This is a genomic window from Phenylobacterium sp. (assembly GCF_036502675.1).
Classification (GTDB): Bacteria; Pseudomonadota; Alphaproteobacteria; order Caulobacterales; family Caulobacteraceae; genus Phenylobacterium.
On sequence record NZ_DASXYF010000055.1, the window covers coordinates 1 to 12,393 of the forward strand.

Below are 12,393 nucleotides of genomic sequence, written 5' to 3' on the forward strand. Positions count from 1 at the left end.
GAGATTTTGAAGCCGAGGGTGCGGGAGACTTAACCCGACCGCGACGCCGACACGAGCCGCTTCGAGTGCGAACCGGACCGAAACCGCACGGCGGCCTCGCAACCAGCATGGCTACGCCGCCCCTCAGCGGACATTCTCAAACGCCGCCAAGGGTCGATTGTGTTGAAAAAGGCCAAAATCGACCTGCACCAACCTTGAAGACAACGAGTCCCGTCGTATGAATTTTCGCGGCGGCCGCCAGGGGCCAGAAAATTCCACGCCGAAGCGCAAGAACGGCCTTTTTCAACACAATCGGTCGATTTCCGCCGCTGGCCTATAGCCCGCTGGCCGGCGTTGGCGATGAACCTCGCCAGGCGGACGGCGCCAACGTGCGAGATAGGTGGTGGGTAGACGTCGGTACGGCGCGAGAAGAATCCTCGCGGGTCGTCGCTTCGAGCCCTGAAGGTCAGGCCGCTCCAGATCTTTGGCGGGCTTGCAACATTTGTCAGCGTCAGCCGTTGCAACACCACGCCAATAGGATGGCAGGAGAATTCCATGCCTCGTAAAACGCTCTTCGCATCACTCCTCGCCTCAAGCGCCATGGCTTTGGCCGTCACCACGCCGGCGCAGGCAAGCAAGGCTGATCGTGCTCGCGAAGCCATCGCCGCCGCAGAGGCCAAGATCCACACGGCCGAATCCATCGGCGCCAGCACCGAGTCGCCGCGCGAGACGGCCGAGGCGCGGGCAGCCCTGGCGACCGCCAAGGAAGATCTGGCGGCCGGCCACAAGTCGCCTTCAATCAGAGAGGCCATCCGGGCGTCCGCCCTTGCCGACACCGCGATCGGCGAGTTGCAGCGGCGCAAGGACGAGTCCCTCGCCGCTGCGCAGGACGCCCAGAGGGAAGGGGTCTCTGCGGCCCGAGACCAGGCGGCCACCGCGCAGCAACAGGCTGCGGAAGCCAACTCACGCGCCGACGCCGCCCAGCAATCTGCGGCGACTTCGGCGGCTGACGCGGCGGCCGCGCGCAACGCAGCGGTAGCGACTGCGCAGACGCCGCCGACGCAGGTCGAGACGACAGTCACCACCCAGCAGCCGGCCAGCGCCCGTCGTTCCACGCGGACGCATGTGGTACGGCGCACGACAAGTCCTGCGGCGGCCCCGTCGGGTTCGGTCACCACGACGACCAAGGTGACCCAACCCTAACCGGAGCGGATAACGAGCGCGGCCGTGCTTGGACGGCCGCGCCGGCGGCCTGGTCGTGCGCAGCGTGTCGGCACGCCCCCTCCGTCGCGCCCTCGGAGTTCATCCCGGAGGCCGGCCCACAGGCCGGACCCGGGGAGGGCGCGCCACCTCCCCCGTCCTCTGCGGGACATGGGAGGAAAAGGGCGCTTCCGTTCCTCCCCGGATCGCGCGAAGACAGGCGCGAGCCCCGCGGAGACGACGCATGGTGAAGGACCGGATGGCCGTGCTGGCCGCCATGATGGACCAGGGGGTGATCCCGGTCTTCCAGCACCCGGACGTGGAGACCTGCATCTCGGTCATCCAAGCCTGCGCCGACGGCGGGGCCAAGTGCGTCGAGTTCACCAACCGGGGCGAGTTCGCGTCCGAGGTCTTCGCCGAGGTCACCCGCCACTTCGCCAAGGCGGACCCCAGCGTGGTCATGGGGGCGGGCTCCATCGTCGATGCGCCGACGGCGGGGCTCTACATCGCCCACGGGGCGCGGTTCGTGGTCGGGCCGCTGCTCAATCCCGACGTGGCCAGGGTCTGCAACCGCCGCAAGGTCCCCTACAGCCCGGGCTGCGCCACGCCCAGCGAGATCGGCCTGGCCGAGGAGCTGGGCTGCGAGATCGTCAAGCTGTTCCCCGGCGGCGCGGCCGGCGGGCCGGAGTTCGTCAAGGCGGTCCTGGGGCCGATGCCCTGGACCCGGCTGATGCCCACCGGCGGGGTGGACGTGAGCGAGGCCTCCCTGCGCGCCTGGTTCGAGGCTGGGGTGGTGGCGGTGGGCATCGGCTCCAACCTGGTCACCAAGCCGCTGCTGGACGCCAAGGACTGGAAGGGCGTCGAGGCCCGGGTGCGCCAGACGGTGGAGCTGATCCGCAAGATCCGCGCCTAGGCTTGGGCGCCGCCGTCCGGACGGCCATATGGACAGGGAGCGCGCGGGCGAACCCGCGGCGACGGGAGGCGACATGATCCCCTGGAAGATCCTCAGCCTGGCCGCCCTGGCGCTGGCCGCCCTGGCGCTGGGCGCCTGCGCCACGGCCAGGTCCGTGCCTGTCGCCGTCGCGCCGCCGGCGCCGCCCGGGCCGAAGCCGCAGTACGGCAGCTTCGGCTTCGACGTGGCCGGGATGGACAAGACGGTCGCGCCCGGCGACGATTTCTTCGCCTACGCCAACGGGACCTGGGCGAAGACCACCGGGATCCCCGCCGACCGCTCCAGCTACAACACCTTCGCGGTCCTGCGCGAGGCCGCCAGCAAGCGCACCGCCGACCTGATCGGCGAGGCGGCCCGGGCGAACGCGCCCGCCGGCTCCGACGCCCGCAAGATCGGCGACTACTACGCCAGCTTCATGGACGAGGCGGCCGTCGAGGCCCTGGGCGCACGGCCGCTGAAGCCCGAGCTCGACCGCATCGCCGCCATCGCGACCCGCCAGGACCTGGCCCGCGAGCTGGGCTCCAGCCTGCGCGCCGACGTGGACGCGCTGAACTCCACGGACCTGACCACCGACCGGCTGTTCGGCCTGTGGGTGGTGGAGGACCTGCACGACACCAACCGCTACCTGCCCTACCTGATGCAGGGCGGGCTGGGCATGCCCGACCGTGAGTACTACCTCTCCGACGCGCCCAAGTTCCGCGAGCTGCGCGAGCAGTACGCGGGCCACATCGCCAACCTGTTCCGCCTGGCGGGCTATCCCGATGACGCCGCCCGCGCCCAGCGCATCCTGGCCCTGGAGACCGCCATCGCCCGCGTGCACTGGACCGGGGTGGAGTCCACCGACGTCGTCAGGAACGACGTGCGCTGGACCCCCGCCGAGTTCGCCCGCAAGGCGCCGGGCCTCGACTGGGAGAGCTACTTCCAGGCCGCGGGCTTGAGCAGCCAGCCGCAGCTCGGCGCCTGGCAGTCCACCGCCATCAGCGGCATAGCCAGGCTGGTGGGCTCGCAGCCGATCGCCGCGTGGCGCGACTACCTGGCGTTCCACGCCATTGAGCGCGGCGCGCCGTTCCTCTCCAGGCCCTTCGTCGACGAGAACTTCGCCTTCAACAGCCGGGCGCTCTCCGGCACCCCGCAGCAGACGGCCCGCTGGAAGCGCGGCGTCGACCGCACCAACGAGGCGCTGGGCGATGCGGTGGGCAGGCTCTACGTCGAGCGCTACTTCCCGCCCCAGGCCAAGGCGGAGGCCGAGGAGATGGTCAAGAACATCCTGGCCGCCTTCGACCGGCGCATCGACCGCCTCGACTGGATGACGGCGCAGACCAAGGCCAGGGCGCACGAGAAGCTGGCCAACTTCCAGGTGGGCGTGGGCTATCCCGACAGGTGGCGCGACTATTCCGGCCTGGAGGTGACCGCCGGCGACTCCTACGGCAACCAGCAGCGCGCCGAGCTGTTCGAATACCGCCGCAACCTGGCCAAGCTGGGCCGGCCGGTGGACCGCCAGGAGTGGTTCATGGTCCCGCAGGACGTCAACGCCCTGAACGCGCCGCTGCAGAACGCGGTCATCTTCCCGGCCGCCATCCTGTCGCCGCCGTTCTTCGATCCCGCCGCGGACCCGGCGGTGAACTACGGGGCGATCGGCGGGGTGATCGGCCACGAGATCAGCCACGGCTTCGACGACACCGGCGCGCTGTTCGACGCGCACGGCGCCCTGAACAACTGGTGGACGCCGCAGGACATGCAGCACTTCAGGGCGTCCGGCGCGGCGCTGGCGGCGCAGTATTCCGCCTACCGCCCGCTGCCGGACCTGTCCGTGAACGGCGAGCTGACGCTGGGCGAGAACATCGCCGACCTGGCGGGGCTGGCGGTGGCGGCCGACGCCTACCGCCTGTCGCTGGGCGGCAAGCCCTCGCCGGTGATCGACGGCTTCACCGGCGACCAGCGGCTGTTCCTGGGCTGGGCGCAGAACTACCGGTCGAAATACCGCGAGGCGGCCCTGCGCCGCGCCCTGCTGACCGACGTGCATTCGCCGGGCGAATACCGCGCCGACACGGTGCGCAACGTCGACGCCTGGTACGAGGCCTTCGGCGTCAAGCCCGGCGGGAAACTCTACCTGCCGCCCGACAAGCGCGTCCGCGTCTGGTGACGGCCGGGCAGGGGCGCGGCGTCCGCATCGCCGAGCCGGAGGACCCGCGCGTCGCCGGCTACCGCGAGGTGCGCGAGCGCGACCTGGCCGGCCGCGGCGGCGCGTTCGTCGCCGAGGGCGTGGTGGTGCTGGAGAAGCTGCTGGCCGCGGGCCGCCATCCGCTGGAGTCGGTGCTGGTGGCGGCCAGCCGCGCCGAGGCGCTGGCGCCCCTGCTGGCGCAGGTCCCGCCGCAGGTTCCCGTCTACTTTGCGGAACAGCCGGTGATGGACGCCCTGGTGGGCTTCCACATCCACCGCGGCGTGCTGGCGCTGGGCCGGCGGACGGCCGATCCGGATCCGGCGGCGCTGCTGCGCAGCCTGCCGCAGCGGGCGCTGGCGGTGGTCATGGTCGGGCTGTCCAACCACGACAACGTGGGCGGGGTGTTCCGCAACGCCGCCGCCTTCGGGGCCGGCGCGGTGCTGCTGGACGCCGGCTGCTGCGATCCGCTGTACCGCAAGGCGATCCGGGTCTCGGTGGGCGCGGCCCTGACCACGCCCTTCGTGCGCCTGGCGCCCGGCGTGGACGTGGTGGACCTGCTGGAACAGGCGGGCTTCGAGGCCCTGGCGCTGGCTCCCGCCGGCGCCACGGCGCTGGCCGATCTGCCGCGCCCGCCGCGCTGCGCCGTGCTGCTGGGCGCCGAAGGCCCGGGCCTGCCGGTGGAAATTCTCGCCCGCGCCCGCGGGGTGCGCATCCCGATGTCCGGCGGGTTCGATTCCCTCAACGTCGCCGTCGCCAGCGGGATCGTGCTGCACCACCTGAGCCGGACGGGATAGGGCGCCGGGCCCCTTGCATTTCGCCGCCCGACCCGCTCGTTAGGCGCATGAGCGGACGTCGCAAGGTGCTGGTGGCCGGGGCGGGGGTCCTGGGACTGACCACGGCGCTGGCGCTGGCCGACGCTGGCCTGGAGGTCGCCGTCCACGATCCCGCGCCGCCGGGCGACAACGCCTCCGGGGTGGCGGCCGGCATGCTGGCGCCGGCGTTCGAGGCGGCGCTCGATCCGCTGGCCCGCCTGCACTTCGACCTGCTGACCGCCGCCCGCGACCTGTGGCCGGCGTTGGCCGAGCGCGCCGGGATCGTGCTCGACCGCACCGCCGCCCTGGCCGTCGGCGACGCGGCTTGGCTGGAGGAGGCCGCGGAGCGCGTTCGCAGCCTGGGCGCCGGCGTCCGTGCGGTGGACCGGGCCGGGCTGGAAGCGGCCGCGCCCGGCCTCGCCGCGGCCGTCCGCCACGGGTTCGCGGTCGAGGGCGACTGGCGCCTGGACGCGCCCGCGGCCCTGGCCGCCCTGCGCCGGGCGGGGGAGGCTGCGGGCGTCGCCTTCCATCAAGCCGCCGTCGACGGCGCGGCCGGCTTCGACCTGCTGGTGGTCGCCACCGGCGCCGGGCGCATGCTCATCGGCCTGGCGCCGGAGCTGGCGCGGCTGACGCCGATCAAGGGCCACATCCTGCGCGGCCCGGGCGCGCTGGGCGCCGTGCTGCGCAGCTCCGGCGCCTACGCCGTTCCCGCCGCCGGCGGCCTGCTGGTCGGCGCCAGCATGGAGCCGGGGCGCGACGACCGCCGCGTCGACTCAGGACAGGTGGGCCGCCTGCGCGCCGCCGCCGCCCGGCTGTTCCCGCTCCTGGCAGAGGCTCCGATGACCGCCGCCGTCGGCGTGCGCGCCGCGACCGCCGACGGCCTGCCGCTCGTGGGACCGAGCGCCGCGCCGGGGGTGCTCATCGCCGCCGGCGCTCGCCGCAACGGCTGGCTGCTGGCGCCGCTGGTGGCGCAGGCCGTCGCGGCCTATGCGGCGGGAGCCGAGCCGGGTCCATTCGCGGCCAGGCTCGACCCGCGACGGACGCTCAGCTCCCGAGGGTGAAGCGGATCGGGATGCGGACCTCGGCGCCGTCGACCGGCCGGCCGTCCTCGGTCTGCGGCTTCATGCGGAAGTCGCGGGACAGCTGCAGGGCCGCCGCGCCGAAGCCCTCGCCGGCCGGGCTTTCGGGCAGCATCCGGCAATCGGCGACCTGGCCGCGGGCGGTGCGTCAAGGCGGCGCGGCTCCGCCCCGTGCGGTTATGGTTAGCGCTGCGTTAACCGTGTCGGTTCAGGACTGGGGCATGGCGGTTCAGGGCATCCGTGGCGTCGTCGAAGCGGCGATCCAGCGCGCGTCGGAGGCGACGGGGGTCGACTTCGGCTTCCTCTTGAAGACCGCCGGCCGCGAGAGCGGCATGAACCCCAGGGCCAAGGCGCCGACCTCCTCGGCCGCGGGCCTGTTCCAGTTCGTCGAGCAGACCTGGCTGGCCACGCTCAAGCAGCACGGGGCCAAGTACGGCTACGCCCGCTACGCCGACCTGATCAGCCGCGGCGCCGACGGCCGCTACCATGTGGGCTCGGGCGACGCGCGCAAGGCGGTGATGGACCTGCGGCTCGACCCGCACGCCGCCTCGCTGATGGCTGGCGAGCTGGCCTCCGACCACGCGGCCTATCTGAAGGGCCGGGTGGGACGCTCGCCCACCTCCGGCGAGCTCTACGCCGCCCATTTCCTGGGGCCGCACGGCTCGGCGCGGCTGATCGAGGCGGCGCGCGCCACTCCCGGGGCCGCGGCCGCCGCGCTGTTCCCGGACGCGGCCCAGTCGAACCGCTCGATCTTCTACCGCGACGGGCGGCCGGCGACGGTGGCCGAGCTCTACGCCAACCTCACCCGCACCGGCGGCGCCGGGCAGGCGACCGCCGAGCAGCCCGCCCGGGACGACGGCTTCGTCCAGTACGCCTCGGCCCGCAACCGCGAGCGCCAGCGCGACCAGGACGTGGTGGTGGAGATGATCCTGCGCGGCCCCCAGGGCCTCGACCCCATGGCCGGGGGCTCGTCGGGGTCGTCCGGCTCCGGCCTGGCCGGATCGCTGTTCACCAGCGAGATGCTGCGCCTGCTGGCCGACGCACGGGCGCAGGACAAGAGCTGATTTGGCGCCGCCGATGTGGCGCGACCTGCCCGATTTCCTCGGCTGGCCGGCTTGCCAGCATGTAGACCAGCGGTGCTGGAATGAATGCGCAGCATAGCCAAGCTTCAGCCGAGCTAACTCTGCCTCGCAAGGTAGAATTTCAAAACATCAGGACCGTGTGTCACGAACTGGCGCGAGGCTCCCAGGTTCTCGCTTCCTGGCCCTACGCCACGTTGCGCATGCCGCCGGCGCGCTCGACGGCGACGGCGTCGGCCACGGCGCGGGCGACGCCGCCGACGCTCACCGGTTTACGCAGCACCGCGTCGGCGCCGGCCTGGGCGCATTCGCGGGCCTCGTCGGCGTCGCCGCCGATCACCGCGATGACCGGCCGCTCGCCCGCGCCGTCGGGCAGGGCGCGGATCTCGGCGATGGTGTGCGGGCCGTCCAGCACCGGCATGCGGCCGTCGATCATGATCAGGTCGAAGTCGCAGAGCCGCGCCAGCTCCACGGCGCGGCGGCCGTCCAGGGCGTGCACCACCTGGTGGCCGAGCTGTTCGAGGATGGCGCGCAGCATGGCCGCGTTCAGCGCGTCGTCCTCCGCCACCAGGATCCGCAGGGCCCGGCCTTCCGCCGCCGGCGCGGGAGCGTCCAGACCGTCGGGCGCCGGTTCGGCCGCGGCCGCGGGATCATAGGGCAGCTCCAGGCGGAAGCAGCTGCCCACGCCCGGCGCGCTGTGGCCCAGGAGGTCGCCGCCCATCAGCCGGGCGAGCTGGCGCGACAGCGACAGGCCCAGGCCGGCGCCGGAGGTGCCGGCGCTGGTGCGCTCCACCCGCTGGAAGGGCTCGAACGCCGCCTCCATCTCCTCGGGCGTCAGGCCCGGGCCGGTGTCGGCGATCTCGATGGCCAGCCGCGTGTCGCCGACCCGCTCGACGCGGGCCTCCACCCGGCCGCGAAGGGTGAACTTCAGGGCGTTGCCGACCAGGTTGGAGACGATCTGGCGCACGCGGGCGGCGTCGGCGATGGCCGCGCCGCAGCGGGCGATGTCCAGCTCCGGGTCCACGTGCAGCGTGAACTCCAGGCCCTTGGCCGCGGCGTTGGGGCGGCTGAGCAGCACCAGGTCGCGCACCAGGCCGACGGGTTCGAAGGCGCGGGTCTCGATCGCCAGGCGGCCGGCCTCGGCGGTCTCGGAATCCAGCGTGGTGTTCAGGACTTCGATCAGGTCGTTGGCCGCGTCCAGCGCCGCCGACAGCTGCTCACGCGACGGCGCGGAGCGACCGCCGCGGCCGGTGGCGGCGGCCAGGACGTAGGCCACGCCGGTGAGCCCGTTGCGGATCTCGTGGGAGAGGGTGGCCACCAAGTCGGACTTGGACTGCGCTAGACGCCTGGCCTCCTCCACCATGCCGGCGCGGTCGGCGATCAGCACCTCGCGCTCGGCGGCCATGGCGAACTGCCGGCGCAGGATGCGGTTGAGGATCAGCGCGAGGGCCAGGGCCAGCGCGATAGCGCCCCAGCCCTGGTTGGCCAGCTCCTGGGTCTCGGGGCGCACGAAGAGCACGATCAGCGGGCCGGCGGCCACCGCCGGGCCCACGATCAGCAGGCTGGGCAGCCAGGGGGCGGTGAAGAAGATGCAGATGGCGGCGGCGGCCAGGGAGATCAGCAACAGCGGCTCGCGCGCCGGCCCGGACTGGTCGGCGAACAGCGCCAGCTGGGCGATGGCCACCGCCCAGAACAGCCCGGCCAGGATGTGCACCCGGCCGCGCCGGGCGAGGTTCTGCGCCGCCGGCTGCTTCAGCCAGTTGACCACCGCGTAGAACACCGCCCAGGCGGAGGCGAAGATCGCCAGCGAACCGGTCATCGGCAGGACGTCGGTGGCGTGCGCGCCCACCCAGACGTAGATCGGCAGGCTGACCCCGAACGTCCCCAGGGCGTAGGGCAGCAGCGCGGTCTGCGCCTCGAGCGCCTGCTGGGTCACCGACAGTCCGCCCCGGGCCGCGGCGGCCTGGACGGGTGGAAAATCAACTTTCACGGGCGGCCCTCGACGGTTAGGCCCCGAGGATACGGGGACACGGTTGGCGGGGGGTTAGCGAAGATCGTTAATCCACAGCTTCCAGATGGCCCAATGGTCAAGCTTCGCGCGGAAGATGCAGGCGCGAGCAAGCCTCTTGCGGGCTGTTGGATTCATCCTGTGGCGCATCCGCCGCCGGAGGGCAGGGGTCTCAGTCCGGATTGCGCCGCGCCAGGATGTCGGCGGTGCGCTTTTCGAGGCCGTTCGTGTCGGTCTTCTCCGGCAGCATCCAGAACTGCTCCTTCTCGATGCAGCCGATGGCGAAGGCCGCCACGTCTTCGGGCTCGGTCATCGGGATCCCGCCCATCCGCTGCGCCAGCTCGGACATCGGCCGGCCGGGCAGGGACGGCAGCGCGGGGTCGACGTAGCTTTCGGGGCGCGGCGAACGCAGCAGCTCGGTGTTCACCAGGCTGGGACCGGGGAACAGCAGCCCCACCTTGATCTGCGGGGCGTGCTGCTTCAGCTGGCCGCGCAGCACCTCCGTCAGGCTGGCCAGCGCCGCCTTCGACGACGCGTAGACCGGGGTCGACGGGCTGGAGGTGAGCGCGCCGTTCGAGGACGTGGAGTTGACCACGAAACCCTCTTCGCCGGCCGCGATCATCCGCGGCACGAAGGCTTTGATCCCGTGCACCGCGCCCATCACGTGCACGTCGTAGCCCCAGCGCCAGTCCTTGATCGGCAGGTCCCAGAAGGGCGCGCGCATGTCGCCGACGCCGACGCCGGCGTTGTTGAACAGCAGGTGCACCGTCTTGTGCCGGTCGAACACGGCGTCGGCCAGCCGTTGCACCGAATCCGCCTGGGTGACGTCGGCGACGACGCCGATGACGTCGCCGCCCCGGCCGCGCAGCTCCGCGGCGGTTTCTTCCAGGCGCGCGGGGTTGATGTCGGTCAGGATCACGTGCGCGCCCCGGGAGGCCAGCTGAGCTCCCAGAGCGCGCCCGACGCCGTTCGCGCCGCCGCTGACCACGGCGACGCGGCGTGCAAAGCTACGCAACTGCCAGTTGCTCCGAAGCGAGCGCGACCTCGATGCCGCCCGTCGCGTTGTCGTCGTAGCGCCCGTAGTAGAACGGCTGCAGCCATTCCCCCGGCACCTTCTGCAGGATCTCGCCGCCGGTGATGGCCGAGCCCTTGCCGTAGACGCCGCCCACGATCTTGCGGACCGGTACGTCGACGATCGGATCGACGGCGGATTCGCGTAAGGTGATCTTCGCGTCGGCGAGGTTGTTTCCCGACCGCCATTCCCGGTCCCAGTTGAGCTGGGTCAGGAAGCAGTCGCCGTCGAAGCCGAAGTTGGTCTCGATGTTCTGCAGCCCCTTGTAGCAGAACAGGTGCTCCGTCCATGTCTTCGGCTGGATGGGGTCGGCGAGGTTGGCTTCCACCTCGATGAAGGTGACGCCGTGGCGCGTGACCGAGGCCGTCACCTTGCCGTCGCTGTTGGTGAAGGCCACGTCGGCCAGCTTCTTGGGCTCGCCGAAGCGTTCCCGGCCGCTGATCACCACCCACTCGCCTTCCATCGGCATCATCAGCACGTACCAGCCTTCGCGGCCCTGATAGTTGGCCAGCACGGCCACCGTGGCGTTGGCGCAGGGGATCTCCACGCCTGGCGCCGGGCGCATGACCACGTGCGAGAACTGCAGCATGATCTCCGGGCGCGACGCCGGCTTCAGCGGCCGGGGCAGCAGGGCCGCCACGATCTCCGGGTCCGTCTCGTAGAAGATGCGGATCATCTGCGAGTCGCTGGGCTTGGGGTCGGCGCGGCGCGCGGCCAGCGCCTTCTCAAGCCTGGCGGGGTCCTGCACGAAGCGCAGCTTGGCCATCTGGTTTCTCCTTCTGGATATCGTGGGGGCGGGGCGGGTCAGGCCGCCTGCCGGTTGAACAGGGATGTCTGCGGGCCGATCTTCGCGGCCAGCGCGTTGAGCGGGGCGAGGTCGAGGTCGTAGAGCTTCGCGGCGTTGAGCCCGAGCACCGCGGCCAACTCCGGCTCCGGCAGACCGCCGAGGCTGCCGGCCATCTGGCGCGGCGTGTCCGGCCAGGAGCCTTCCGGATGCGGGTAGTCGGTGCCCCACATGATCCGGTCGACGCCGATCTTGTAATAGTCCTCCATCCGGGCGTCCTCCATCTGGGCGGAGCTGCCCACCCAGACGTTGCGGCGGAAGAACTCGCTGGGCTTCATCGACAGGTTGCGGCTGTGGTCGCCCATCTTGGCGCTGCCCTTCTTCACGGCGGCGCGGAAGTCCATCAACTGCATCATCCAGTGCCACCAGAAGTCGCCGCCGGCCTCGGTGAAGCTGACCTTCAGCCGCGGGAAGCGGTCGAACACCCCGCCGAACACCATCGCGAACAGCGGCCGGGTCATCCAGAACTGGTATTCGCAGACGTAGACCCCGACCCAGCCGGGCGTTTCCTTGTCGTAGTCGGGCGCCGCCCCCGAATGGAAGTTCACCACCAGGCCCAGGTCCTGGATCAGCTCCCACATCGGATCGTACCTGGGGTGGTTGTAGCTGGCCTGGCCCTCCACCAGCACCGGCAGCATCACGCTCTTCAGGCCGTTCCGCCTGGCCCAGCGGATCTCCCTGAGGTTGTCCTCGACGTCCCAGAACGCCGGGACCAGGGCCACGCCGATGCGCCGCAGCGGAGAATGCGCGCAGAACTCGGCCATCCAGCGGTTGTGGGCCCGCGCCCCGGCCCACTGCAGTTCGGGATCGGCCCCGGCGGGCCGCATGCCCAGGTCCGCGCCGAACGGCGGGGAGTTGCGCTCGGTGATGCCGTCGGGGAACAGCACCTCGGCCACCACGCCGTCACGGTCCAGCACCTTGTTGCGGATGTCCGGGTCCCAGGCGCCGCGCAGGCCCTCGCCGGCCTCGGCCCGCCATCTGGTGTTGAACTCGCTGATCAACATGAACTTCTCGGCTTCCTCGCGCTCCCTGATCGCCTGCGCGAGATGCTCGTCGAAGATGCTGCGGTATTTCGGCTCCAGGTAGTCGCGGTATCGCTCCGGCGGCAGGCCGGCGTGGCCGTCTGAGGAGATGACGAGGTAACGGTCCAAAGCGGCTCCTCCCTGGAAGCCCGCCGGCGACGCCGGACCGGGCTTAACTTTCGTCT

At 71.7% G+C, this 12,393-nt stretch carries 11 protein-coding genes; 6 read left to right on the top strand and 5 right to left on the bottom strand.

The genetic code is table 11. The features are described from left to right. Positions 1-534: 534 nt before the first annotated feature. The 5 genes from VGL30_RS06375 to VGL30_RS06395 all read left to right on the top strand — a co-directional run bounded on the left by VGL30_RS06375 (position 535) and on the right by VGL30_RS06395 (position 6,165). On the top strand, positions 535-1,182 hold the full coding sequence (locus VGL30_RS06375; protein WP_331537971.1) for a hypothetical protein: 648 nt from the start codon (positions 535-537) through the stop codon (positions 1,180-1,182). Positions 1,183-1,423: 241 nt separating this feature from the next. Next, positions 1,424-2,092, top strand: a complete 669-nt coding sequence (locus VGL30_RS06380) for a bifunctional 4-hydroxy-2-oxoglutarate aldolase/2-dehydro-3-deoxy-phosphogluconate aldolase (RefSeq protein WP_331537973.1) — start codon at positions 1,424-1,426, stop codon at positions 2,090-2,092. A gap of 73 nt (positions 2,093-2,165) precedes the next feature. After that, a complete protein-coding gene (locus VGL30_RS06385; protein WP_331537975.1) occupies positions 2,166-4,274 on the top strand; it encodes a M13 family metallopeptidase in 2,109 nt (702 codons plus the stop codon). Beyond that, positions 4,271-5,086, top strand: coding sequence for an RNA methyltransferase (locus VGL30_RS06390; protein WP_331537977.1), 816 nt, complete (start codon positions 4,271-4,273; stop codon positions 5,084-5,086). Before VGL30_RS06385 ends, VGL30_RS06390 begins: the two co-directional genes overlap by 4 nt. 47 nt (positions 5,087-5,133) lie before the next feature. Beyond that, a complete protein-coding gene (locus VGL30_RS06395; RefSeq protein ID WP_331537979.1) occupies positions 5,134-6,165 on the top strand; it encodes an FAD-dependent oxidoreductase in 1,032 nt (343 codons plus the stop codon). Here VGL30_RS06395 and VGL30_RS06400 read toward each other — a convergent pair. Then, on the bottom strand, positions 6,149-6,298 hold the full coding sequence (locus VGL30_RS06400; RefSeq protein WP_331537981.1) for an energy transducer TonB: 150 nt from the start codon (positions 6,296-6,298) through the stop codon (positions 6,149-6,151). The two genes, VGL30_RS06395 and VGL30_RS06400, sit on opposite strands and share 17 nt — an antisense overlap. A gap of 106 nt (positions 6,299-6,404) precedes the next feature. Here VGL30_RS06400 and VGL30_RS06405 point away from each other — a divergent pair, with 106 nt between their 5' ends. Continuing rightward, complete coding sequence (locus tag VGL30_RS06405; RefSeq protein WP_331537983.1) at positions 6,405-7,247, top strand: transglycosylase SLT domain-containing protein; 843 nt, start codon at positions 6,405-6,407, stop codon at positions 7,245-7,247. Between the two features lie 202 nt (positions 7,248-7,449). Here the strand turns inward: VGL30_RS06405 and VGL30_RS06410 are convergent, their stop codons facing one another. From VGL30_RS06410 to VGL30_RS06425, 4 genes are all read right to left on the bottom strand, one after another. Next, positions 7,450-9,252, bottom strand: a complete 1,803-nt coding sequence (locus VGL30_RS06410) for a hybrid sensor histidine kinase/response regulator (RefSeq protein ID WP_331537985.1) — start codon at positions 9,250-9,252, stop codon at positions 7,450-7,452. A gap of 190 nt (positions 9,253-9,442) precedes the next feature. After that, positions 9,443-10,258, bottom strand: a complete 816-nt coding sequence (locus tag VGL30_RS06415) for an SDR family NAD(P)-dependent oxidoreductase (RefSeq protein ID WP_331538049.1) — start codon at positions 10,256-10,258, stop codon at positions 9,443-9,445. 19 nt (positions 10,259-10,277) lie between these two features. Beyond that, positions 10,278-11,108, bottom strand: coding sequence for an acetoacetate decarboxylase family protein (locus VGL30_RS06420; RefSeq protein ID WP_331537987.1), 831 nt, complete (start codon positions 11,106-11,108; stop codon positions 10,278-10,280). Positions 11,109-11,146: 38 nt separating this feature from the next. Continuing rightward, positions 11,147-12,337 (bottom strand): amidohydrolase family protein, encoded by a 1,191-nt coding sequence (locus VGL30_RS06425; RefSeq protein ID WP_331537989.1) that lies wholly within the window; start codon positions 12,335-12,337, stop codon positions 11,147-11,149. Positions 12,338-12,393: the final 56 nt, after the last annotated feature.

Coding starts and splice junctions, on each gene's coding strand:
- VGL30_RS06375 (WP_331537971.1), top strand. CDS start 535: ATGCCTCGTAAAACGCTCTTCGCATCACTCCTCGCCTCAAGCGCCATG.
- VGL30_RS06380 (WP_331537973.1), top strand. CDS start 1,424: ATGGTGAAGGACCGGATGGCCGTGCTGGCCGCCATGATGGACCAGGGG.
- VGL30_RS06385 (WP_331537975.1), top strand. CDS start 2,166: ATGATCCCCTGGAAGATCCTCAGCCTGGCCGCCCTGGCGCTGGCCGCC.
- VGL30_RS06395 (WP_331537979.1), top strand. CDS start 5,134: ATGAGCGGACGTCGCAAGGTGCTGGTGGCCGGGGCGGGGGTCCTGGGA.
- VGL30_RS06400 (WP_331537981.1), bottom strand. CDS start 6,298: ATGCTGCCCGAAAGCCCGGCCGGCGAGGGCTTCGGCGCGGCGGCCCTG.
- VGL30_RS06405 (WP_331537983.1), top strand. CDS start 6,405: ATGGCGGTTCAGGGCATCCGTGGCGTCGTCGAAGCGGCGATCCAGCGC.
- VGL30_RS06420 (WP_331537987.1), bottom strand. CDS start 11,108: ATGGCCAAGCTGCGCTTCGTGCAGGACCCCGCCAGGCTTGAGAAGGCG.